At 48.8% G+C, this 23241-nt stretch carries 22 protein-coding genes; 21 read left to right on the top strand and 1 reads right to left on the bottom strand.

The window, feature by feature from the left end; translation table 11 throughout:
- Window positions 1-48: 48 nt before the first annotated feature.
- From GLV97_RS04690 to GLV97_RS04640, 11 genes are all read left to right on the top strand, one after another.
- Window positions 49-2124, top strand: coding sequence for a sigma 54-interacting transcriptional regulator (locus GLV97_RS04690; RefSeq protein ID WP_160889151.1), 2076 nt, complete (start codon window positions 49-51; stop codon window positions 2122-2124).
- A gap of 103 nt (window positions 2125-2227) precedes the next feature.
- Window positions 2228-3130: a phosphate butyryltransferase gene (gene yqiS, locus GLV97_RS04685; RefSeq protein ID WP_160836071.1), complete on the top strand. Its 903-nt coding sequence runs from the start codon at window positions 2228-2230 to the stop codon at window positions 3128-3130.
- A 12-nt stretch (window positions 3131-3142) separates the two neighbouring features.
- Window positions 3143-4246 (top strand): branched-chain amino acid dehydrogenase, encoded by a 1104-nt coding sequence (gene bcd / locus GLV97_RS04680; protein WP_160836070.1) that lies wholly within the window; start codon window positions 3143-3145, stop codon window positions 4244-4246.
- Window positions 4247-4260: 14 nt separating this feature from the next.
- Window positions 4261-5346: a butyrate kinase gene (buk, locus tag GLV97_RS04675; protein WP_160836069.1), complete on the top strand. Its 1086-nt coding sequence runs from the start codon at window positions 4261-4263 to the stop codon at window positions 5344-5346.
- A gap of 15 nt (window positions 5347-5361) precedes the next feature.
- Window positions 5362-6783, top strand: a complete 1422-nt coding sequence (gene lpdA / locus GLV97_RS04670) for a dihydrolipoyl dehydrogenase (protein WP_160840589.1) — start codon at window positions 5362-5364, stop codon at window positions 6781-6783.
- Between the two features lie 19 nt (window positions 6784-6802).
- Entirely contained in the window at window positions 6803-7795 is a 993-nt protein-coding gene (locus GLV97_RS04665; protein ID WP_160889150.1) for a thiamine pyrophosphate-dependent dehydrogenase E1 component subunit alpha, read from the top strand.
- A gap of 15 nt (window positions 7796-7810) precedes the next feature.
- On the top strand, window positions 7811-8794 hold the full coding sequence (locus tag GLV97_RS04660; RefSeq protein ID WP_160836066.1) for an alpha-ketoacid dehydrogenase subunit beta: 984 nt from the start codon (window positions 7811-7813) through the stop codon (window positions 8792-8794).
- Between the two features lie 17 nt (window positions 8795-8811).
- Window positions 8812-10119 (top strand): 2-oxo acid dehydrogenase subunit E2, encoded by a 1308-nt coding sequence (locus tag GLV97_RS04655; protein WP_160889149.1) that lies wholly within the window; start codon window positions 8812-8814, stop codon window positions 10117-10119.
- 204 nt (window positions 10120-10323) lie between these two features.
- Window positions 10324-10755, top strand: coding sequence for a BrxA/BrxB family bacilliredoxin (locus GLV97_RS04650; protein WP_027955465.1), 432 nt, complete (start codon window positions 10324-10326; stop codon window positions 10753-10755).
- A 97-nt stretch (window positions 10756-10852) separates the two neighbouring features.
- On the top strand, window positions 10853-11803 hold the full coding sequence (locus tag GLV97_RS04645) for an aromatic acid exporter family protein (protein WP_160889148.1): 951 nt from the start codon (window positions 10853-10855) through the stop codon (window positions 11801-11803).
- A gap of 38 nt (window positions 11804-11841) precedes the next feature.
- Window positions 11842-12357, top strand: a complete 516-nt coding sequence (locus GLV97_RS04640; RefSeq protein ID WP_160840585.1) for a L,D-transpeptidase — start codon at window positions 11842-11844, stop codon at window positions 12355-12357.
- Window positions 12358-12402: 45 nt separating this feature from the next.
- On the opposite strand, the gene prli42 is transcribed toward GLV97_RS04640, so the two are convergent.
- Window positions 12403-12519, bottom strand: a complete 117-nt coding sequence (gene prli42 / locus GLV97_RS04635) for a stressosome-associated protein Prli42 (RefSeq protein WP_224872079.1) — start codon at window positions 12517-12519, stop codon at window positions 12403-12405.
- A 174-nt stretch (window positions 12520-12693) separates the two neighbouring features.
- Between prli42 and GLV97_RS04630 the strand changes: the two genes are divergently transcribed.
- From GLV97_RS04630 to GLV97_RS04585, 10 genes are all read left to right on the top strand, one after another.
- The gene (locus GLV97_RS04630; RefSeq protein ID WP_160889147.1) at window positions 12694-14349 is read left to right on the top strand and encodes an acyl-CoA mutase large subunit family protein; all 1656 of its coding nucleotides are present in this window, start codon (window positions 12694-12696) and stop codon (window positions 14347-14349) included.
- 16 nt (window positions 14350-14365) lie between these two features.
- On the top strand, window positions 14366-15178 hold the full coding sequence (gene mce / locus GLV97_RS04625; RefSeq protein ID WP_160836061.1) for a methylmalonyl-CoA epimerase: 813 nt from the start codon (window positions 14366-14368) through the stop codon (window positions 15176-15178).
- Window positions 15179-15180: 2 nt separating this feature from the next.
- The gene (locus tag GLV97_RS04620) at window positions 15181-16728 is read left to right on the top strand and encodes an acyl-CoA carboxylase subunit beta (RefSeq protein ID WP_160889146.1); all 1548 of its coding nucleotides are present in this window, start codon (window positions 15181-15183) and stop codon (window positions 16726-16728) included.
- A gap of 69 nt (window positions 16729-16797) precedes the next feature.
- A complete protein-coding gene (locus tag GLV97_RS04615) occupies window positions 16798-17922 on the top strand; it encodes a M20/M25/M40 family metallo-hydrolase (protein ID WP_160836059.1) in 1125 nt (374 codons plus the stop codon).
- Window positions 17923-18116: 194 nt separating this feature from the next.
- The gene (locus GLV97_RS04610) at window positions 18117-19364 is read left to right on the top strand and encodes a DNA polymerase IV (RefSeq protein WP_160836058.1); all 1248 of its coding nucleotides are present in this window, start codon (window positions 18117-18119) and stop codon (window positions 19362-19364) included.
- Window positions 19365-19422: 58 nt separating this feature from the next.
- Entirely contained in the window at window positions 19423-19551 is a 129-nt protein-coding gene (locus GLV97_RS04605; protein ID WP_160836057.1) for a YpzI family protein, read from the top strand.
- Between the two features lie 14 nt (window positions 19552-19565).
- A complete protein-coding gene (locus GLV97_RS04600; RefSeq protein ID WP_027955473.1) occupies window positions 19566-19718 on the top strand; it encodes a small acid-soluble spore protein P in 153 nt (50 codons plus the stop codon).
- Window positions 19719-19811: 93 nt separating this feature from the next.
- Window positions 19812-20036 (top strand): DUF3892 domain-containing protein, encoded by a 225-nt coding sequence (locus tag GLV97_RS04595; RefSeq protein WP_202410579.1) that lies wholly within the window; start codon window positions 19812-19814, stop codon window positions 20034-20036.
- Between the two features lie 227 nt (window positions 20037-20263).
- A complete protein-coding gene (locus GLV97_RS04590; RefSeq protein WP_160836055.1) occupies window positions 20264-20965 on the top strand; it encodes an ABC transporter ATP-binding protein in 702 nt (233 codons plus the stop codon).
- Window positions 20962-23205 (top strand): ABC transporter permease, encoded by a 2244-nt coding sequence (locus GLV97_RS04585; RefSeq protein ID WP_160836054.1) that lies wholly within the window; start codon window positions 20962-20964, stop codon window positions 23203-23205. The genes GLV97_RS04590 and GLV97_RS04585 overlap by 4 nt, the downstream gene beginning before the upstream one ends.
- Window positions 23206-23241 lie beyond the last annotated feature (36 nt).

Raw genomic sequence — 23241 nt, 5'->3', positions numbered from 1 at the left:
AGATTGGTATACGATGAAATTACGCAAAATATTGCAGGGTGTGGTGAAATGAAAAGAGTATTGATTGTCGGAGCTGGCAAAGGCGGCGCGGCACTGTTGAAACTGCTCAGTCAAGTGGACCGGATGCAGGTAGTGGCTGTGACAGACATCAATTCGGACGCCCCTGGTCTTGCTCTTGCTGAATCCTACGGAATTCCAGCGGGCCGGTACTGGGAGGATTGGATACATAAAGAGATTGATATCGTCATTGAAGCGACTGGACAGGAACGTGTATTTCAGTCGATCCGGGAGAGGAGAGACGAAGGCACGGTCGTTATTCCTGGGTCGGTGGCTTATGTGACAGCTGAACTTCTTGAGGAGAAGGAAGCCCTCGTTCAGGAATTGAAAAGACAGACAGATAACCAGCATTTTATTTTAAACAGCATTCACGACGGTATGATTGTTGTGGATAACAGGGAGAACATTACATTCATCAACCCCAGTGCTGCCCGGATACTCGGCAGAAGTCATCAGGAAGTTCTCCATCGTCCTGTTCAAGAGATCATCCCGGCCTCCAGGCTGCCTTACACCATGGCGTCAAAACACGAGGAAGTGAACAAAAAGCTGGAACTCGTAAACGGAAAAACGGTTGTAACGACAAGAATTCCAATGATCGACGAGGATGGGAGCGTCATCGGCGCCTATGCAGTTTTCAAGGATATTACAGAGGTGGTTCACCTGGCCGAGGAAGTTACCGATCTCAAAGAAGTAAAAACGATGCTGGAAGCTATCATACAATCGTCTGATGAGGCGATTTCTGTTGTAGATGAGAATGGAAGCGGTTTAATGGTAAATCCTGCATACACAAGGATTACCGGCCTGGCTGAAGAGGACATCGTAGGGAAGCCTGCGACTGTGGATATTTCAGAAGGGGAAAGTATGCATATGAAAGTCCTGCGAACCCGCAGGCCGGTGCGGGGCGTACGGATGAAGGTGGGACCTGCCAGGAAAGATGTCCTCGTCAATGTCGCTCCGGTCATTGTCGATGGGAAGTTAAAAGGGAGTGTCGGGGTTCTGCATGATGTGTCGGAAATAAAATCACTGACGAGTGAATTGAAGAGGGCCCGGCAGATCATCAGAAGTCTTGAAGCAAAATATACGTTTGATGACATTATCGGTGATTCCCCTGAAATGACCCTGGCGCTTGAACAGGCCAAAGTAGGTGCGAGGACACCGGCATCGGTGCTTCTGCGTGGGGAATCCGGTACAGGGAAGGAACTGTTTGCCCATGCCATTCATAACGAAAGCGGCCGACGTCATAATAAGTTTATCCGTGTGAATTGTGCAGCGATCGCTGAATCCCTGCTTGAAAGTGAGCTGTTCGGGTATGAAGACGGTGCATTCTCCGGAGCCCGCCGCGGTGGAAAAAAAGGATTGTTTGAGGAAGCGGACAATGGCAGCATTTTTCTGGATGAGATTGGGGAGTTAACCCTTCCGATGCAGGCGAAACTTTTGCGTGTACTGCAGGAAAATGAAATGATTCGTGTGGGCGGTACTAAACCCGTTCATATTGATGTGCGCGTAATCGCAGCTACAAATATTAATCTGGAAAAAGCGATTATGAACAAAAATTTCAGAGAAGACTTGTATTACCGGCTTAACCGGCTTCCCATTTATATTCCTCCCCTGCGGGAGAGGGTCGGGGATATACATCTGCTGACCTCCCATCTGATTCAGAAGCTCAATGAGGATTATGGGCGCAACGTAACGTCCCTTGATGATGAAGCCTATCAGCATCTGAAGGACTATCCGTGGCCTGGAAACGTAAGGGAGCTTGAGAACATTATCGGAAGAGCGATGATTTATATGGAACATACGGAAGAGATCATCAAGCCTGAACACCTGCCCAGTCTGAAAAGACAGGAGGGCTCCGTGGATCCCGGCCGGTCTGCCCCTGAGTGGGCGGGAGAGACCCTGCAGAGGGCTGTGGATGATTATGAAAAGAAACTCCTCGCTGAAGCCTATCGATCCCACGGATTTAATAAGACCAAAACAGCGAAGGCTCTGGGGATTTCTATTAGAAACCTTTATTATAAGCTTGAAAAGTATGGGTTGGACAAAAAAAGCATGCAATATTTTTCATAATGCAAGGTTCTGCATATGACTGAAAGCCTTGAGAGGCTTTTCAGAGTGGATCAAGGTTCTGGCATGAATGTTGCATAGATGAGGTTAGGGATGAGGTGAAGCTGTGAAATCATTAGATGAACTGGTAGAAGCAATTGACCGAACCAATAGACAAACAGTGGCTGTAGCACAGGCTGCTGATCTTGAAGTATTAAAAGCAGTGAAAATGGCGCTGGATCAGAAGCTGGCTCGTTTCGTCCTGACAGGTGAAGAATCTGCTCTGAAAAAGTGTGCGGCCGACGCCGGATTATCGCTGGATCATTCAGATATCCATTGGAAACGGGCGGAGGCGGGAGAAAGCGCCCGCCTGGCTGTACAAGCTGTAGCTGAAGGAGAAGCGGATGTCCTGATGAAAGGGCATGTGGACACGAAGACGCTGCTTCAAGCTGTGCTCCATAAGGAATACGGCCTGAAAAAAAGAAAGGTCCTTTCCCATGTAGCTTTATTTGAAATTCCTGGAAGGGACCAATTGATATACTTAACGGATGCGGCTATGAACATACAGCCGACTCTGGAAGAAAAAGTGGAAATTGTTCATAACGCGGTGGAAGTGGCGCGAAAAGCAGGTTGGGATAATCCGAAGGTGGCTGCGCTGGCGGCTGTAGAGGCTGTCAACCCGAAGATGCCGGCATCTACAGATGCAGCCCTGCTGGCCCAGATGAACCGGCGCGGTCAAATCCGTGGCTGTGTCATTGATGGCCCCCTCGCTTTTGACAATGCGGTTGATAGAGAAGCAGCCGAACATAAGAATATTCAGTCGGAAGTAGCCGGGCAGGCGGATATCCTTGTTGTACCTACAATCGAGACGGCTAATGCGCTGTATAAATCATTTGTTTATTTTGCCCATGCCAAAGTGGCAGGGGTGATCAGTGGAGCGGCCGCTCCGATTGTCTTAACTTCAAGGGCTGATGATGCCCAAAGCAAAATTTATTCGCTGGCTTTAGCATTAAAGGCCAGTCAATCTTAGGAGGAATACAAAATGGAAATTTTCAGCTATATGCAGGAATACGATTACGAGCAGTTGTTGTTTTGTCAGGATGAGCAGTCTGGTTTGAAAGCGATCATCGCAGTACATGATACGACCCTTGGACCTGCCCTCGGAGGCACGCGTATGTGGACGTATGCATCAGAAGACGATGCCGTTGAAGATGCCCTTCGTCTTGCCAAAGGGATGACCTATAAAAATGCAGCAGCGGGACTCAATCTTGGCGGAGGAAAAACGGTGATTATCGGCGATCCGAAAAAGGATAAAAATGAGGAAATGTTCCGTGCCTTCGGCCGTTATATTCAAGGGTTGAATGGAAGATACATTACAGCCGAAGACGTTGGAACAACGGTGCAGGATATGGATTTGATTCATGAGGAAACCGATTATGTCACAGGGATTTCCCCTGCCTTCGGTTCTTCCGGCAACCCTTCCCCAGTAACAGCCTACGGCGTATACCGCGGAATGAAGGCGGCCGCTAAGGAAGGCTTTGGATCGGATTCTCTGGAAGGCAGAACGGTTGCTGTACAGGGTGTTGGAAACGTAGCCTTTACCTTGTGCCGTCATCTCCATGAAGAAGGCGCAAATCTGATTGTGACCGATATTAATAAAGAAGCGGTCCAGCGTGCTGTGGAGGAATTTGGAGCGAAAGCTGTAGAGACAGACGAAATTTACAGCGTGGACTGTGATATTTATGCGCCGTGTGCGCTGGGTGCGACCATCAATGATGAAACGATTCCACAGTTGAAAGCAAAAGTCATTGCCGGTGCAGCCAACAACCAGTTAAAGGAAACTAAACACGGCGATATCCTTCATGAAAAAGGTATTGTATATACACCGGATTATGTCATTAATGCCGGCGGGGTAATCAATGTTGCTGATGAACTTCACGGATATAACAAAGATCGTGCAATGAAACGCGTCGAAACGATCTATGATAACGTATCCCGTGTATTTGAAATATCCCGTCGTGATAATATTCCGACGTACCTGGCAGCCGATCGTATGGCGGAAGAACGCATTGAGCGTATGCGTCGTTCCCGCAGCCAATTCCTGCAGAACGGCCAGCATATCCTGAGCAGAAGACAGAACGGATAACGGAGGTCTATGTTGTGCACACTCATCGAATCCTGGTTATAAACCCCGGTTCCACGTCAACGAAGATCGGTGTGTTTGATGACCTGGAAGCCGTCTTTGAAAAAACAATCCGCCACAGCGGAGAAGAAATCAATCAGTATAAACGCATTATCGACCAGTATGATTTCCGAAAGCAGGTCATCCTTGATGTCCTCGATCAGGAAGGGATCAATATAAGCAAGCTGAGTGCCGTCTGCGGAAGAGGCGGCCTCCTTCGTCCGATTGAGGGCGGCACATACGAAGTCAATGCCGCCATGCTTGAAGATTTGAAAAACGGCTATAATGGAGAACATGCCTCCAACCTTGGCGGCATCATCGCCTATGAAATCGCACGCGGACTGAATATAGGAGCCTATATCGTCGATCCGGTTGTGGTTGATGAACTTCAAGAGCTTGCCCGTGTTTCGGGTGTGCCGGAAATCCCGCGGAAAAGTATTTTTCATGCCTTGAACCAGAAGGCGGTGGCCCGCCGGGCGGCAGCAGATCTGGAGATGGAGTACCCGGATGCCCGGCTGATTGTCGCTCATATGGGTGGAGGGATTACTGTTGGTGCTCATATTGGAGGCCGGGTGGTTGATGTCAATAACGGCCTTCACGGCGATGGTCCTTTTTCACCTGAAAGAGCCGGTACCGTGCCGGCGGGAGACCTTGTATCCATGTGCTTCTCGGGGCAGTATTACCGTGATGAAGTTATGAAGAAGCTTGTTGGACAGGGCGGGCTTATGGCTTATCTGGATACCAATGATGCCAGGGAAGTCGAAAGCATGATCGCCCATGGCGACAGAAAAGCAGAAGTCGTTTTCAATGCCATGGCTTATCAAATAGCCAAAGAAATAGGAAGCATGAGCGCGGTAATGGAAGGCCGGGTGGATGCCGTTGCATTGACAGGCGGACTGGCTTATGGAAAAGCCTTCATTGAAGAGATTTCCAAACGGGTCCATTGGATTGCTGATGTTCTCGTTTATCCGGGAGAAAATGAGCTGGAGGCCTTGAATGAAGGAACACTGCGCGTGCTGAACCATAAAGAGATCCCTAAGCAGTATCCGAATTTTCAGGAATAAAAAGGAGCGGTAACAATGGCAGAGGAGTATGATTTAGTTGTTCTTGGAGGCGGGACGGGAGGATACGTAGCCGCTATCCGGGCTTCAAGGCTCGGCTTGAAAACAGCGATTGTGGAAAAGCGTGAACTGGGCGGAACCTGTCTGCATAGAGGCTGCATTCCATCCAAAGCATTATTGAGAAGTGCAGAGGTCTTCAAACAAACGAAAGAAGCAGACAGCTACGGCATTACCGTCGAAAACCCTGTGTTGAACTTCCAGAAGGTCCAGGAACGCAAGCAGTCGATTGTGGACACATTACATAAAGGTGTTCAAGGTTTGATGAAAAAAGGGAAGATTGATGTTTATGAGGGTTTTGGCCGGATCCTCGGCCCGTCCATCTTTTCACCAACGGCTGGTACCATCTCTGTAGAAATGAATAACGGAGAAGAAAACGAGATGCTCATTCCGAAAAACGTGCTCATAGCTACGGGGTCCAGTCCAAAAAGCCTGCCCGGTCTTGAAGTGGATGGAGAGTTTGTCATGACTTCAGATGAAGCGCTGAATATGGAAGAGCTGCCGGCTTCCATCATTATCGTCGGCGGCGGGGTGATCGGAATAGAGTGGGCTTCCATGCTTGCGGACTTCGGTGTGGACGTAACTGTTCTTGAATATCTTCCCCACATCCTTCCGACAGAGGATGAGGATATTTCCAGGGAAATGAAAAAACAGATGAAGAAAAAAGGTGTGGACGTTGTCACCAGTGCCAAGGTTCTTTCCGACACGCTTGAGACAGGTGAAGGCGTTACGATCCAGGCGGAAGTAGATGGGGAAAAAGTAACCTATCAGGCGGAGAAAATGCTTGTGTCTGTCGGGCGCGCAGCTAATGTGACCAACATCGGTTTGGAAAATACCGATATACAAGTAGAGAACGGCTTTATACAAACGAATGACTATTATCAAACAAAAGAAAGTCATATATACGCCATCGGTGATGTGATCGGCGGCATGCAGCTCGCGCACGTAGCCTCCCATGAAGGGATGACGGCGGTCGAGCACATGACAGATAAGCAGCCGCATCCTTTGAATCCCGAACAGATTCCGAGCTGTATTTATTCCAGCCCGGAGGCGTCCAGCGTTGGGCTGACAGAAGCACAGGCAAAGGAAAAAGGGTATAACATTAAAGTCGGTAAGTTTCCGTTCCAGGCCATCGGCAAGGCGCTCGTGCATGGGGAGACGGACGGATTTGTAAAAATCATCGCCGATAAAGAGACAGACGATCTGCTGGGTGTGCATATGATCGGCCCTCATGTGACCGACATGATTTCAGAAGCAGGGCTGGCCAAAGTTCTGGATGCAACCCCTTGGGAGATTGCTGAAACCATCCATCCTCACCCAACCCTCGCCGAGGCTGTTGGAGAAGCAGCCATGGCCGTTGATGGGAACCAGATCCACGGATAAGAACAAAGGAGGGAAACTCATGGCTGAAAACCGCCATAAAGATTTAGGATTAACGGACGACCAGGTGCTGGATATGTTCCGCACCATGCTGTTAGCTAGAAGAATTGACGAACGGATGTGGCTTTTGAACCGCGCAGGGAAGATCCCATTCGTGATTTCCTGTCAAGGACAGGAAGCTGCCCAGGTAGGCGCTTCGTATGCGCTTGATCGGGACAAGGATTATGCGCTGCCGTACTACCGTGACATGGGGGTTGTGCTCTCGTTCGGCATGACGGCACAGGATTTAATGCTGTCAGGGTTCGCGAAAGCAGAAGATCCAAACTCCGGCGGACGACAGATGCCGGGCCACTTCGGCCAGAAGGAAAACCGCATCGTTACAGGGTCTTCCCCGGTAACCACCCAGGTGCCTCACGCGGTAGGGATCGCCCTGGCAGGTAAGATGAAGAAGAAGGACTTTGTTTCTCTCGTTACTTTCGGAGAAGGTTCTTCCAACCAGGGGGATTTCCACGAAGGAGCCAACTTTGCAGGGGTTCATAAACTGCCTGTCATCTTCATGGTTGAAAACAATAAATACGCGATCTCTGTCCCTGTTTCAAAGCAGCTGGCTTGTGAAAAGGTATCAGATCGGGCGATCGGCTACGGCATGCCTGGATATACCGTCGATGGGAATGACCCCCTTGCTGTATATGAAGCTGTGAAAGCAGCGGCAGACCGTGGTCGCAATGGGGAAGGTCCGACATTGATTGAGACAGTTTCCTACCGTCTGACACCGCACTCCAGTGATGATGATGACCGCGTATATCGTGAGCGTGACGAAGTAGATGAAGCGAAGAAGAAAGATTCCATCGTTACCTTTGCCAACTATCTCCGCGAACAGGGGATTTTGACCGAAGAGAAGGAAACAGAGCTGAATGACGAAATCAATCAAATCGTCAATGAAGCCACCGACTATGCTGAAAACGCGGCTTATGCCGAGCCAGAATCAGCAATGAAATACGTGTACGAAGAGTAAGGAGGGGGCACGATTATGGCAGTCATTTCGTATATTCAAGCTGTCACCCAGGCACTTCGCGAAGAAATGCAGCGGGATGAAAAAGTATTTGTACTAGGAGAGGACGTCGGTAAACGCGGAGGCGTTTTCCGTGCAACGGACGGACTTTATGATGAATTCGGAGAAGATCGTGTACTGGATACACCTCTTGCGGAGTCTGCGATTGCGGGTGTCGGCATAGGAGCTGCTATGTATGGCATGCGTCCGGTAGCTGAAATGCAGTTTGCTGATTTCATTATGCCGGCGGTCAACCAGATTATTTCGGAAGCAGCGAAGATCCGCTACCGTTCCAACAACGACTGGAGTGCGCCCATCACCATACGTGCACCTTATGGCGGCGGTGTCCACGGGGCTCTCTACCACTCCCAGTCTGTCGAAGCAGTTTTCGCCAATCAACCAGGTCTGAAGATTGTCATGCCATCCACGCCTTACGATGTGAAAGGTCTGCTCAAAGCGTCCATTCGTGATAACGACCCGGTTCTTTTCTTTGAGCACAAACGAGCCTACCGCTTAATTAAAGGGGAAGTGCCGGAAGAAGATTACACGCTGCCGATTGGAAAAGCAGACGTCAAGCGGGAAGGTTCCGATATTACGGTCATTACGTATGGATTGTGTGTGCACTTTGCTCTCCAGGCCGCAGAAAAGCTGGCGGAAGAAGGAATTGATGCCCACATTCTTGACCTTCGGACGGTTTACCCGTTAGATAAAGAAGGGATTATTGAAGCTGCTTCCAAAACAGGAAAGGTGCTGCTCGTCACAGAGGATAATAAAGAAGGCGGCATTATTTCAGAGGTTTCTGCTATCGTCAGCGAAAACTGCCTGTTTGATCTGGACGCACCTGTGCAGCGCCTGGCAGGACCAGACATCCCGTCTATGCCGTATGCACCGACAATGGAGAAGCATTTCATGATGAATCCTGATAAAGTCGAAAAAGCGATGCGTGATCTCGCAGAATTTTAAAGAAGGAGGCGTTCGTCGTGGGCGTAGAAAAAATCAATATGCCTCAACTCGGAGAGAGTGTAACGGAGGGGACCATCAGTACGTGGCTGGTCCAGCCGGGAGATAAAGTAAACAAATATGATCCAATTGCTGAAGTAATGACAGATAAAGTGAACGCGGAAGTTCCTTCTTCCTTTACAGGAGTGATCAAGGATCTAGTGGCTTCTGAGGGTGACACTATCGAAGTCGGGGAACTGATGTGTCATATTGAAATTGAAGGATCAGGTTCTGCTGAGGAGCCGTCAGCAGCGGAACAGAAGGAGGAGACGCCTTCAGAGACGTCTTCCAAAGAGCAAAAATCGACGCCTGCCCCATCGGCTGGGAAAGAGCAGAAGCAGAAGAAACGTTATTCACCGGCTGTGATGACCCTTGCTCAGGACAATGATATTGATTTAAACCAGGTGGAAGGGACAGGTCGTGGCGGCCGGATTACCCGCAAAGACATCGAAAAAGTGATTGAGAGCGGAACGATTCCTAAAGCTGAAGACCGTCCTCAGGCGGAAGAGGCAGCACCGGCTGCTGCACCGTCTGCGCCTGAGGCGGCAGCTCAGCCGTCTCCATCTGTTCCTGATGTTCAGGCTGGAGAAGGGGACGTTGAAATTCCTGTCACCGGCGTCCGCAAAGCTATTGCTGCCAATATGGTGAAGTCTAAAACCGAAATTCCACATGCATGGATGATGGTTGAAGTAGATGTGACGAATCTGGTGGAACTGCGTAATGCGAAGAAAAATCAGTTCAAGAAGCAGGAAGGCTTCAGTCTGACGTACTTTGCTTTCTTCGTAAAAGCGGTGGCACAGGCGTTGAAGGAATATCCGCAGCTTAATAGTACCTGGGCCGGTGATAAGATCATTCAGCGCAAAGCGGTTAATTTAAACATCGCGGTAGCTAAAGAAGACCAATTGTTTGTGCCGGTCATTAAAAATGCTGACGAAAAGAGTATCAAAGGCATCGCCCGTGACATCACAGAACTGGCCGGGAAAGCCCGTGACGGGAAACTAACCTCCAAGGATATGGAAGGCGGAACCTTTACGGTCAACAATACCGGGTCGTTCGGATCCGTCCAGTCCATGGGCGTGATCAATCATCCGCAGGCGGCCATTCTACAGGTGGAATCCATTGTGAAAAAGCCGGTCTATCAAAATGGCATGTTCGGAGCGCGGGATATGGTCAACCTCTGCCTGTCTCTGGATCATCGTGTACTTGACGGCCTTGTTGCCGGTAATTTCCTTGCCCGTGTGAAGGAAATTCTGGAGAAAATGAGTGAAGACAATACTTCCGTTTATTAAAGATGACTGCGGCTTAAGCGGCCGCTTACAGGCTGCCGGGAACGTGTTTCCGGCAGCCTGATTTTTTGCTGGGGAAAGGAAGCCTTATCGCTTTTTTGGAATCATTGAAGCTCATATAAACACCAAAGAAACGGCGAGATAATTGAAAGCGTTCTGTTATCTTGGTAAAATGTTCATAGTATTTATAAAAAGGGGCCATGTCTAATGGATTTTAATATTTTTATGAACGATGTCGTTACAAAAGCACGTGAAGAAATTACGCAGGCAGGATACACTGAGCTTACTTCCCCTGAAGAAGTGGATCAGGCGCTTACTCAGGAAGGAACCACTCTTGTCATGGTCAATTCCGTATGTGGGTGTGCTGGAGGCATTGCCCGTCCAGCCGCTGCCCATGCCATTCATTACGATAAACGCCCGGACCGTCTGGTAACAGTGTTTGCCGGTCAGGACCGTGAAGCGACAAACCGTGCGCGCGAGTATTTCGAAGGGTACCCGCCGTCTTCCCCTTCCTTCGCTCTTTTGAAGGATGGTAAAATCCAGACGATGGTGGAACGTCATGATATCGAGGGCTTCGAACCGATGGAAGTGATCGGGAAGCTTCAGCGCAGTTTTGAAGAATACTGTGAAGAGGTATAATAAAGAGAAGGCTGGGATCTTTGTGATGAGCAAAGGTCCTTTTGCTTTTCTGACCGACCTGTAGCAAGCATTAGGAAGAGAAAGGATTAGACAGACATTGAAGATAGGATACCGTACCATTAAAACGGCATTAGGAACCCCGTTTGCCATCTGGGTGGCTCAAATGCTGCAGCTGGACAACTTTGCATCGGCTGGGATTTTAACGATCCTGTGCATCCAGATTACGAGGAAGCGGTCATTTTTAAGTGCATGGCACCGTTTTTCAGCCTGTATTGTAGCTATGGCTTTTTCCTACACATTTTTTGAGCTGATTGGATATAACCCGCTCGCCATCGGGATCATGCTGTTCGCCTTTATCCCTGTGACCGTCTGGCTGAACATTACACCTGGAATTGTGACGAGTTCGGTCATCATTCTCCATCTTTACGGCTCAGGCAATATCGGCTGGGATATTATTTTGAACGAAGTGGTCCTGATCACTGTTGGGATCGGTACAGCCTTGCTGCTGAACTTTTATATGCCGAGTCTGGAAAATAAACTTGGGGAATACCGCTCCCAGGTAGAGCGTAATTTCTCCCTGATTATGAAAGAACTGGCAACGTTCTTAAGAGATGGGGACAATGATTGGACAGGACGGGAGCTTACAGACACAGCGGAGCTGCTCGAAAAAGCAAAATCGTTGTCCTACAGGGATGTTGAAAATCATCTGCTGCGTACTCATAACCATTTTTACCATTACTTTCATATGCGTACCAAACAGTTTGAACTGTTGGAACGGATGCTTCCGCTTGTCAGCCGGATTTCTGCGTCGAATATGCACAGTTCGAAAATCGCTGATTTCTTTGACGACTTAGCGGAGGGGATCCACCCTGGAAACACAGCCGTCATCTATCTGCAGCGGTTCAAGGAGATGAAGGAGGAGTTCAGAGAGGATGAACTCCCGCAGACACGTGAGGAATTTGAGATGCGGGCCAGCCTGTTTCACCTTCTCAATGAAATTGAAGAATACTTAATCATCAAACGCTCCTTTAAAAAGAGTGACGTATAAGGCTCGTTACGGAGGGGAAACTTGGACTAAAAAGAGGGATGTTCATGACAGCCTTTTTCATTGTCCTTGCAGCTGTGCAGCTGCTACTGCCAACAGCCGATGAGCCCGTCATCCTTGTAAACAAAGCCGTGCACGAACTGGTCGTTTATGAGGACGGCGAGCAGATGTTCCAGGCCCCGGCGGCCATTGGGAAAACCGATGAACTCACACCGGAAGGGTTGTTCCAAGTCAAAGTGAAAGCCGTAGATCCATACTATAGAAAAACCAATATCCCAGGGGGTGTGCCGGAGAATCCTTTGGGAAGCCGGTGGATCGGTTTTGATGCAGAAGGAACAGACGGCCGGATTTACGGCATTCACGGCACCAACCAGCCGGAATCAATCGGCACCTCTGCTTCGGCCGGATGTATAAGATTGCAGAATGTCGATGTTGAAGCCTTATATGCGATGGTCGAGAAAGACACGGACGTGTGGATTGTCGATCAGCCTGACGTATCAATGGAAGATTTATATGAACACTGGCTGAAAAAGAAATGGCAGCAGTTTTTGAATTAAAAAAGCCGGGAAGGGTGGAGAACCACCTTTCCCGGCTTTTTCTTTTTATAGGAAGAAGCTCGCTCCCGCCAGTACAGTAGAGAGAACCATTGAGAGAATCATAATATAAATAACAATTTTCATGCGGCGTTCCCGCTTTGAGCGTCTTTTCGTTTCAGCCAAGGTTGGTAACCTCCTTCTCAGTCGTTCCTGTTCAATATTTTACCGAAAAAAAAGAAAATGGACAAGGGCACGTTTGGATTCACATTTTGTCGTGAATTATGTTAATTTTTAGATAGGTAAGCGCTTTATTTCTGGTATGCTAGAAGAGAATAGATGAAAGAGGAGGCATTTCCAATGACCCTGTCATCCAATGGACAACATTCCAAGCAGGAATGGGAGAAGAATGTAGAAAAAACCATGAAGCGTTTTCCTGAGCGCAGCCGGTCTTTTCATACGAGCTCGGATATTCCTGTGGACCGTCTCTATACACCGGAGCCGTTAAGCGAAGATTACATAAACCAAATCGGTTTTCCAGGACAGTATCCATATACACGGGGCATCCAGCCGACCATGTACCGGTCCCGTTACTGGACGATGCGCCAGTATGCAGGTTTTGGTTCAGCAGAAGAGACGAATGAGCGCTTCCGCTATCTGCTTAAGCAGGGGCAGACCGGATTATCCGTCGCCTTTGATCTGCCGACACAGATCGGCTACGACTCAGACGACCCTATGGCTGAAGGGGAAGTCGGTAAAGTCGGAGTAGCGATTGACTCCCTGAAAGATATGGAGCAGCTGTTCCGTGAAATTCCACTGGATCAAGTGAGTACATCCATGACCATAAACGCCCCGGCGAGCATCCTCCTTGCGATGTATATCGCCGTTGGAGAAAACCAGGGAGTGGCAAAGGAAAAGCTGACCGGCACTATTCAAAACGATATTTTGAAGGAGTACATTGCACGGGGAACGTATATCTATCCTCCGAAACCATCCATGCGCCTGATTACGGATATATTTGCCTACTGTCAGGAGCACCTGCCTAAATTCAACACCATCAGCATATCCGGCTACCATATTCGTGAAGCTGGATCGACAGCTGTGCAGGAAGTCGCTTTTACGATTGCCAATGGGATGGCCTATGTTGATGCAGCGATTGAGGCAGGATTGAAAGTGGATCAGTTCGCTCCCCGCCTGGCCTTTTTCTTTAATGCTCATAACCAGTTCTTTGAAGAAGCAGCGAAATTCAGGGCAGCCCGGCGGATGTGGGCAAAAATCATGAAAGAGCATTACAAAGCGGAGGATCCAAAAAGCTGGAAAATGCGATTCCATACGCAGACAGGTGGAAGCACACTTACAGCTCAGCAGCCGGATAACAACATCGTCCGGGTAACGATGCAGGCGCTGGCCGCCGTTTTAGGAGGGACACAGAGCCTTCATACGAACTCCCGGGATGAGGCGTTGGCGCTTCCGACAGAAGATTCTGCGAGGATCGCTCTGCGGACACAGCAGATCATCGCCAATGAGAGCGGCGTCGCTGACACGATCGACCCGCTGGCCGGATCCTACTATGTCGAATCGTTAACCGATCAGATTGAAAAAGAAGCCGGGGCATACCTGGATCGCATCAGTGAATTCGGAGGAGCCGTCCAGGCTGTAGAAGAGGGATACATGCAGCGGGAGATCCACCAGGCTGCCTATGAGGCACAGAAACGTATTGAATCCAAGGAGGATATCGTCGTTGGCATGAACGAATACCAGCTTGACGAAGAAATTCACGCGGACCTTTTGAAAGTGGATGAAGCTCTCGAACGGGGACAGATTGAAAAAACACAGCAGGTGAGAGAGGAGCGGAATCAGGAAGAAGTGGATCGCTGCCTGCAGGAGCTTCGCGAAGCGGCAGCGGGACAGGACAATGTGATGCCTCCTATCGTCAAGGCCGTCCAGGCTTACGCCACGGTCGGGGAAATCGCCAACATCCTGCGTGATGAGTTCGGTGAATATACAGCGATGTAGAAAGGGATGAGTCAGTATGAAGCCAATTCGAGTACTAATAGCTAAGCCGGGGTTGGATGGCCATGACCGCGGCGCTTTAATCATCGCCCAGGCTCTCCGTGACCACGGTATGGAAGTCATTTATACAGGCCTCAGGCAGTCAGCAGTCCAGATCGCAAGGGCCGCGGTGCAGGAGGATGTGGATGTAGTTGGTTTATCCTCGTTATCCGGAGCACATAAGTCCTTGTTTCCAAAAGTAGTGGAAGCATTGAAGAAGGAGGGTGCCGATGACATCCCGGTCATTGGAGGCGGGGTGATTCCGGCTGAGGATATTCCTTATCTGGAAGAAAAAGGGGTGCACAAGATTTTTACGAGCGGCTCGCCGACGGATGCGATTGCTGTCTATATTAAACAGCTGATTCATGAGGAAACCATCAGCGCTCCAAAAAAAATCGCCCACATCGGAATCGCTGTGGAAAGTATTGATGCAGCGCTTCCCTTTTACCAGCACACGCTCGGTATGGAGATTGAAGCTGTAGAGGACGTGGAATCCGAGCATGTGCGCGCTGCTTTTTTAAGAATTGGTGAAACGAAGCTGGAGCTTTTGGAACCACTGAATGAAACCTCCGCGATCGCTTCCTTTTTGGAAAAGAGAGGCAGCGGCATCCATCATATCGCCCTGGAAGTCGATGACCTGCATAAACGTCTGCAGCAATACAGGGAACAGGGCATCCGAATGATTCATGAGGAACCTAAAACCGGTGCGCATCAAGCACAAATTGCTTTTATGCATCCAAAAGCCTCCGGTGGTGTCCTTTATGAACTGTGGCAGTCCGGGAAGGAGGAGTAGGTATGGATATTTTTGATAAAATCAATGAACTCTATGACAAACGCAGAGAAGTGGAACTCGGCGGCGGGGATGAACGAATCGATAAACAGCATGAAAAAGGGAAATGGACGGCACGGGAACGGATTGATCATCTCCTTGATGAGGATAGTTTCATTGAATTGAACCCTTTTATTGAACACCGCCATGATGCCTTTGGGATGGATGGGAAGAGTGCTCCCGGAGAAGGGGTGGTCACAGGATACGGAAAAATTGAAGGAAGAAGTGTGTATCTGTTTGCCCAGGACTTCACGGTTTACGGCGGAGCTCTGGGAGAGATGCATGCAAAGAAAATCGCCGCCGTCATGGATCTGGCTGCTAAAAATGGAACACCTTTCATAGGATTGAATGACTCTGGAGGAGCGAGGATTCAGGAAGGGGTTTCGTCTCTGGATGGGTACGGGCAGGTGTTTTACCGCAACTCGATTTATTCAGGAGTCATCCCCCAGATTTCGGTCATTATGGGGCCGTGTGCGGGGGGAGCCGTTTATTCACCGGCGATTACCGACTTCGTCATCATGGTGGAAAAGACGTCACAGATGTTCATTACGGGTCCAAAAGTGATTGAAACTGTAACAGGGGAGCAGATATCCGCAGAGGATCTTGGAGGCGCCGGTGTTCATAATACCCTCAGCGGAAATGCCCATATGAAAACGAAGGACGAAGCGGAAGCCCTCGATGCTGTTCGAAGACTCATCAGCTATCTTCCTCAGAATAATGAAGAGAAAACACCAAGGGTCCAGGAAGGACCTTCGGAGCATTTTCGTCCTGACCTGACGGATAAGATTCCTTTCGATCCTATCCGCCCCTATGATGTCCGCGTCATTATCGACGAAGTGGTGGACGAGTTGTCTTTCTTTGAAATTCAAAAAGACTTTGCTAAAAACATTGTCGTTGGTTTTGCCCGTATGGATGGCCGGGCGGTCGGGCTCGTCTGTAATCAGCCGAAGTATATGGCCGGAGGACTGGATATCGATTCCAGTGACAAAGCCGCAAGATTTATCCGCACGTGCGATTCCTTTAATATTCCAATTATTACGTTTGAGGATGTTACCGGATTTTTTCCGGGTATTAAGCAGGAACACGGGGGAATCATACGACACGGAGCGAAAATCCTTTATGCTTATTCGGAGGCCACCGTCCCCAAACTTACAGTCATTACAAGAAAAGCGTATGGAGGAGCCTATGTAGCGTTGAACAGTAAATCCATAGGAGCAGATCTTGTTTATGCCTGGCCGAATGCTGAAATTGCAGTCATGGGTCCTGAAGGGGCAGCCAATATCATTTTTGCCAAGGAAATCAAGGAAAGCTCACAGCCTGAAGAAACGAGGCAGAACAAGATCAATGAATACCGCGAACGCTTTGCAAACCCGTATGTCGCTGCAGGCCTCGGGATGATTGATGATGTTATCGACCCGCGGGAAACACGGAGCACACTTGTGAAGGCTTTAGATATGCTGCAGAACAAGCAGGAACAACGCCCTTATAAAAAGCATGGAAATATTCCTCTTTAATTGACATGATTCTTTCGTTCCGCTAACGTACAAAGAGGAATGTGGTTACATATGAAGGAGGAAACATCCATGGCAGAAATCAACAAACAACGCTTGCTGGACGAGTTTTTAGAACTCGTACAAATTGACTCAGAAACAACTCAGGAGGCGGAAATTTCTAAAGTATTGAAGCAGAAGTTTAGCGACCTTGGACTTGAAGTATTGGAAGATGAGGCTGCTTCTGTTACAGGCCACGGAGCCAACAATTTGATCTGCAATCTAAAAGGATCGAAAGAAGGAGCCGATACCATTTATTTCACGTCCCATATGGATACCGTTGTGCCTGGTAACGGCGTCAACCCTTCTATTGAAGACGGGTATGTTGTTACAGATGGTACGACGATTCTTGGTGCGGATGATAAAGCCGGAATTGCAGCGATTCTTGAGGGGATCCGCTCACTAAAAGAGAACAATGTAGAGCACGGCGATATCCAATTCGTCATTACGGTTGGCGAGGAGAGCGGCCTTGTAGGTGCGAAAGCTCTCGACAGTTCTCTTTTGAAAGCGAAATACGGCTATGCCATCGATAGTGACGGACAGGTGGGAAACATTGTGGTAGCTGCTCCTACCCAGGCGAAAATCAATGCGGTAGTCAAAGGCCGCACGGCTCATGCCGGTGTAGCTCCTGAAAAAGGGGTCTCCGCCATCACGCTTGCGTCACGGGCGATCGCTAAAATGCCGCTGGGCCGCATTGACGAGGAAACCACAGCGAATATCGGCCGCTTCGAAGGCGGACAGAAAACCAATATCGTTTGTGATCATGTGGAAGTTCTGGCAGAGGCCCGTTCTCTTGACCCTGCGAAAATGGAAGAGCAGGTCGAGAAAATGAAAAAGGCCTTTTATGAAACAGCGGAAGAAATGGGTGGAGAAGTGGACCTGGATATTCAGGTGATGTATCCGGGCTATAAACAGGAGGCCGGTGACGAGGTGGTCGAAGTCGCTCGTTCAGCAGCCAAGCGGATCGGACGGGAAAGTGAACTGCTCCGCAGCGGTGGAGGCAGTGATGCCAACGTAATTGCCGGACATGGAGTCCCGACGGTTAACTTGAGTGTCGGTTATGAGGAGATTCATACGACCAACGAGCGTATTCCTGTTGCTGAGCTTGAGAAGATCGCTGAGTTTATTGCAGCGATTGCCGAAGAAGCAGCGTTATAATAACAGCATAGAGGCAGAGGAAAAAGATTCTGCTTTCGTTCAACCCCCGTACGGTGAATGCTGTACAGGGGTTGTTTTATTTCCCATTGAGAAATCCTTGTCTTTGCAGCTTTTTATGTATAAACAGTCTGCTCTATTCATTACGTATTTTATGCTATAATGGAAGAACAAACGTTCTATTGGAGGAAAGTAGTATGGCTTCAAAGTGGTATCCAAAAAAAGGACGGGTCATTTTTCACGTGGATATGAACAGCTTTTATGCCTCAGTGGAAGCTGCTTTTGATCCCAGCTTAAAAGGGAAGCCTCTTGCTATTGCAGGCAATCCGGAAGAACGCCGCGGGATTATCGTCACGAGCAGCTATGAAGCAAGGAAATACGGAGTGAAAACTACGATGCCGCTCGGCGAAGCCCGGCGGCTTTGTCCGGATTTAATTGTTATGCGGCCGAATTTCGAACGCTACCGTACGGCTTCTAAAGAGATGTTCAAAATCCTTGCCGACGTAACTTCCCTTGTCCAGCCTGTATCCATTGATGAGGGATACATGGATATAACGGATTGTGCGGATCAAGGCACGCCTCCTGAGCTTGCTGAACGCATTCAGCATCGAATTTCCGAGGAGCTTGATCTTCCGTGCAGTATTGGGATAGCTCCGAATAAATTTCTGGCAAAGATGGCTTCGGATATGAAAAAACCAATGGGGATTACCATTTTAAGAAAAAGAGACCTCGACCGGACACTTTGGCCCCTTCCGATTGAAGAGATGCACGGAGTAGGGACTAAAACCGCGGAGAAGTTAAGAAAGATTGGAATTGAAACGATCGGAGGGCTGGCTTCCCATTCCGTCACAGAATTGAAAGGGCTCCTTGGTATCAATGGAGAGCGTCTGCAGAACAGGGCCAACGGAATGGATGACAGACCTGTCGATCCTGAAGCTGTTCACGAATTCAAAAGCATCGGTACTTCGACGACCCTTCCTCATGACACGACGGATGAGGATGAAATACAAACCGTCCTCCGCCGTCTTTCCAATAAGGTTGCCGCCCGGATGAGCGGTAAAAAGGTCCTTGCGCGGAACGTGCAGCTGACGATCCGGTATCATGACAGAAAAACGGTGACAAGAAGCCGGCAGCTCCACGAGTTTGTCAGCAAACCGGATGAATTGTTCCAGCACAGCATCCAGCTTTTTGACCAGCACTGGAACCAGGATCCTGTCCGCCTTCTTGGTGTAACTGCCGGGGACCTTGCAGAAAAATCCGAAGTCACCCAGCAGCTGGACTTGTTCAATTATCAGCAGTATGCCAGCAAGGAAAAGCTTTATAAAACCATTGATACGCTGACAGAAAAATACGGAAAAAATCCTTTTCACACCTTGGAGATTCCTGATCAAACCAAGGTATCCACCAGCTTTCAAAAAGACTTTCTCGACGATTATAAAAAGTGATTCCCAGGCATGACTCCTCCTTTTTGTTTCATACTAAACAGGAAGGGAGGCAGGAAAAATGGGTAGAGATCGACAAGAAAAGAAATTGAAGAAGTCCGGAAAGGTTCAGTCCGACCGTGATCAGAGCCTCAGTTATCCGGGGGCGACGACGATGGAGGGGCCGGAGCCTGCTCGAAAACGCAGATAAGGAGGCGGTTTCTAATGGGTGGACGCCGCATGGGACCCAAACAACAAACAAGGCCGGACATTCCTCTTGGTCCGGACCAGGCATATGGCGAAAAGGCACAGGGCTCTCACAAAGCCAAGCAGGCCCGTCATTCCCGTCAAAAACAGAAAACGTCTCACGATATGTAATGAAAAGCAGCCGGAAACGGCTGCTTTTTCCATCCTTTGTTGTTCATAAGTTCAAGTTCCGGGGGGATTCTATAAGTGAGGAGGTTGAGAACTATGCCGGAACGAATAGTCGCTGTAAAAAAGAACGGGCAGGGAAGCATTGTTGAGATGCAGCTGGCATCAGGACGTGTGGTTGATTATAAACAGGCACACGAAATGGCGCGCAGCGGTGAACTGGAAAACGTGAACCTGATTCGTGGCAAGGATGGGGAAGACCATCTGCGCAGTGAGCCGGATGGCATACAATCCAACAACCTGGACAACCTTCCCTCATTCTAATGAAAGCCGGACAGAGCCTTTGACGCTCTGTCCGGCTTTTTCTTGTATCCTTGATGTTAACTTCTGAGTACAGGTGCTCCAATAACAAAAGCAGACGGATGTGATAAAAAATGAAATATAAACATATAAATATTTCAAAAGTAGTTGACTTTTTTTAGGGGTGTTGTAAACTGAAAATGAAATATTAAACTTAAATCATTACAAAACTTTCTAATGGGGATGATGATATGGCGATCTTCGCAGAAAAAGTAACGAAAACGTATCAAAGCGGAGAGGTGACCGTTAAAGCGCTGCGTGAGGCGGGTCTGACTGTACCGGACAACAAGATTGTCACCATCCTTGGACCATCCGGATCAGGTAAGTCCACGCTGTTGAATGTGATCGGCGGCATCGACCGCTATGATGAAGGACGGATTGAAGTCGACGGTCAGGCGCTTGATCTCTTGAAGGACAGACAGCTTACGGAGTACCGGAGAAATAAGATCGGGTTTATTTTTCAGCAGTATAACCTTATTCCTACGCTGACTGTGGAGGAAAACGTAGAGGTCGGGCGGGAGCTGAGCAGTGATCCTTTTCCTATGGAGGATATACTGGGGAAAGTAGGCATGTTCGATAAAAAAGATAAATTTCCTTTTCAATTGAGTGGTGGGGAGCAGCAGCGGGTGGCCGTAGCCCGTGCGTTAATTAAAAATCCGGACATCCTTTTATGTGATGAGCCGACAGGAGCATTGGATGAAGAGACGGGCAAAAATATCTTGAAACTCTTGAAGTATGTGAATGATACGTACGGAACGACTATTTTGATCATCACTCATAACCAGGGGATTGGAGAAATGGCCCATCAGGTGATCCGGATGAGCAGCGGGGAAATCGTAGAGACGTATGAAAACGAGACACTGGTGGACCCTGAGCAGGTGACGTGGTCATGATCTTAAAAAAATCGATGATCCGGACATTGAAAGAGAATAAATTTCAATATGCAGGAGTCATTCTTCTTCTTCTGCTGGCCGTCACTTTATATGTTTCCCTGTCGATGGCCGTGACGACGCTGGAAGAGCGGAATGCCCGGTTTACCGAAGACTATAAGCAGGAGACCCTGCATTTCGTCCCATCTGAGCGTATAGACGCCTCAAAGCTTGAAGAGTGGGAGGAAACGTTTGATATTACGCTGGAAACCAGGTCCTATTATGACGCTGATCTCGATGGATCCGTGCTCAGGGTCTTTTCACAGACGGAGGAGATTAACCGCCCCTATATAGCAGAAGGATCAAATCCTGAAGACGATGGGGAAATCGCTGTCTCTTCTGTGTTTGCTGAAAAAAATGACCTCCATATCGGGGATACGCTGGAGATCAGCGGAGAGCCGGTGGAAGTGACAGGATTTGTCTATCTTCCTGATTATATCTACATGCTTGAACAAATGACGGATCTGATCAGCGATGCGGAGAAGTTCGGAATCGCGACAGCTTCCGATCGTACGATGGATCAATGGGCTGACCAGTCTCAAATTGAAATCACAGGGTGGTCCAGGGATGGAGAGGTTCCGGAAGGTTTCATGGAGGCTGTCCGTACGGAGACGACCATCCTCCAATTTGTAGAAGCCGGTGACAACCCGAGGATTCAGTTCGTCGATACAGAAATTGAAGGCGCCAAAAGCATGAACAATACACTCCCGCTTTTCATCCTGGCTCTTGCTACAGCAATGGTTCTGCTTTTGATGAGGCGCAGAATTGATATGCAGCGAAAGGAAATCGGGACGTTACTGGCGCTGGGATTCCGCAGGAACGAGCTGCTTCGGCACTATCTTGGCTATGCCTGGGTGATAGGGCTTAGTGGGACGGTTCTTGGGCTTGCAGCGGGGGCCGGGTTATCGGTTCCCCTATCCGATCTTTACGCAAACTATTTTAACCTGCCGGCTTTATCCATGTTTGATTTTAATCCGATGGTGCTCGTGATTGCGTTCATTCTCCCACTTGTTCTTATGCTCTCTGTGTCAGCGTGGGGGATTCACCGGGCCTTGAAGGTCGAGCCTCTGACCCTTCTGCGTCCGAAAGAGGTGACGGTGGGTAAAAAATCCTGGCTGGAACGCCTGCCGCTGCTGAACAGAGGGACATTCATTCATAGGTTCCGGCTGCGTCTCCTGATAAGAAACAAAGCAAGAAGTCTCTATATATTCCTTGGTGTCATGTTTTCAACCGTTCTACTGATGTTTGGCTTCATTACCTTCAACAGTATGGATAAGCTTGTTGAAACAACGTATGAGGACATCATGACCTATGACTATGCGGTTTATTACCAATCCTTAAATACGGAAAACCCTGAGGAAGGGTCTGATCCTTTTACAAGGAGTGAAGTAAAGGTAAAAGGAAACGATACGAAACTAACCGGATATGGGATTGAAACGGACACGCCTTATCTCAACCTTCTTGCTGAAGGAGAGAAACTCAACCCTGAATTGGAAGAAGGCGTTGTCTTGAGTACTCCGGCTGCGGCGGTGCTCGATGCTGCGGAAGGGGAGGATATTACGTTGACCAACTCCTTGAATGATAAGGAAATGACTGTCCAGGTAGCAGGTGTGGCTGACGTGTACATCGGCAGTCAAATTTACCTGCCCCGCGAGGACTTTAATGAATTTCTCGGCTATCCTAACGAATCCTACAGCGCCGTCTGGCAGACAGAAAAGCCCGAACGAGGGGAGAGCGTCTACCAAATCGAAGATAAACAGAAAGTGATCGACAGCTTTGAAGCAACATCCGGGGCTACACGATCAGCCGTTATCGGAATGGCTGTATTCGCTGTTGTGATTAGTGTAATTGTCCTCACGCTTCTGACTCATTTGATTGTCGAAGAGAATTCTCCTTCCATTTCCTTGTTTAAGGTCATGGGGTATCATAACCATGAAGTATCAAAGCTTGTCCTCAGTGTTTATACGCCTGTGGTCATTCTTTCTTATTTCATTTCCATACCACTCGCAGGCTTAACCCTTGGGCAGTTGATGAACTCTCTCGTGGAGCAGACCGGGTTCATTCTTCCTACTGATGTATCCTGGTGGATGGCAGGAACAGGGTTCATCGTCATTATGCTGACCTATGCCCTGTCCCTGGCCCTATCAAAACGGAAGTTGAAACAAGTGTCTCTGCAGGAAGCTCTGAAAAAACAACAGGATTAAAAAGAAGAAAAAACACGCAGGGATATCGAGGCCGCT

It is taken from the genome of Halobacillus litoralis (assembly GCF_009856355.1).
In the GTDB taxonomy this organism is placed as follows: domain Bacteria; phylum Bacillota; class Bacilli; order Bacillales; family Halobacillaceae; genus Halobacillus; species Halobacillus litoralis_B.
The sequence above is the reverse complement of the archived record's forward strand: the minus strand, read 5'-3'. Positions and strand labels throughout refer to the sequence as shown.

Excerpts from the sequence above, each read along its gene's own strand:
- GLV97_RS04640 (WP_160840585.1), top strand. The coding sequence starts at position 11,842 with ATGTTCATGACAGCCTTTTTCATTGTCCTTGCAGCTGTGCAGCTGCTA.
- GLV97_RS04650 (WP_027955465.1), top strand. The coding sequence starts at position 10,324 with ATGGATTTTAATATTTTTATGAACGATGTCGTTACAAAAGCACGTGAA.
- GLV97_RS04665 (WP_160889150.1), top strand. The coding sequence starts at position 6,803 with ATGGCTGAAAACCGCCATAAAGATTTAGGATTAACGGACGACCAGGTG.
- mce (WP_160836061.1), top strand. The coding sequence starts at position 14,366 with ATGAAGCCAATTCGAGTACTAATAGCTAAGCCGGGGTTGGATGGCCAT.
- GLV97_RS04630 (WP_160889147.1), top strand. The coding sequence starts at position 12,694 with ATGACCCTGTCATCCAATGGACAACATTCCAAGCAGGAATGGGAGAAG.
- GLV97_RS04615 (WP_160836059.1), top strand. The coding sequence starts at position 16,798 with ATGGCAGAAATCAACAAACAACGCTTGCTGGACGAGTTTTTAGAACTC.
- GLV97_RS04585 (WP_160836054.1), top strand. The coding sequence starts at position 20,962 with ATGATCTTAAAAAAATCGATGATCCGGACATTGAAAGAGAATAAATTT.
- GLV97_RS04590 (WP_160836055.1), top strand. The coding sequence starts at position 20,264 with ATGGCGATCTTCGCAGAAAAAGTAACGAAAACGTATCAAAGCGGAGAG.
- GLV97_RS04610 (WP_160836058.1), top strand. The coding sequence starts at position 18,117 with ATGGCTTCAAAGTGGTATCCAAAAAAAGGACGGGTCATTTTTCACGTG.
- GLV97_RS04690 (WP_160889151.1), top strand. The coding sequence starts at position 49 with ATGAAAAGAGTATTGATTGTCGGAGCTGGCAAAGGCGGCGCGGCACTG.
- GLV97_RS04660 (WP_160836066.1), top strand. The coding sequence starts at position 7,811 with ATGGCAGTCATTTCGTATATTCAAGCTGTCACCCAGGCACTTCGCGAA.
- bcd (WP_160836070.1), top strand. The coding sequence starts at position 3,143 with ATGGAAATTTTCAGCTATATGCAGGAATACGATTACGAGCAGTTGTTG.
- GLV97_RS04620 (WP_160889146.1), top strand. The coding sequence starts at position 15,181 with ATGGATATTTTTGATAAAATCAATGAACTCTATGACAAACGCAGAGAA.
- GLV97_RS04600 (WP_027955473.1), top strand. The coding sequence starts at position 19,566 with ATGGGTGGACGCCGCATGGGACCCAAACAACAAACAAGGCCGGACATT.
- GLV97_RS04605 (WP_160836057.1), top strand. The coding sequence starts at position 19,423 with ATGGGTAGAGATCGACAAGAAAAGAAATTGAAGAAGTCCGGAAAGGTT.
- lpdA (WP_160840589.1), top strand. The coding sequence starts at position 5,362 with ATGGCAGAGGAGTATGATTTAGTTGTTCTTGGAGGCGGGACGGGAGGA.
- GLV97_RS04595 (WP_202410579.1), top strand. The coding sequence starts at position 19,812 with ATGCCGGAACGAATAGTCGCTGTAAAAAAGAACGGGCAGGGAAGCATT.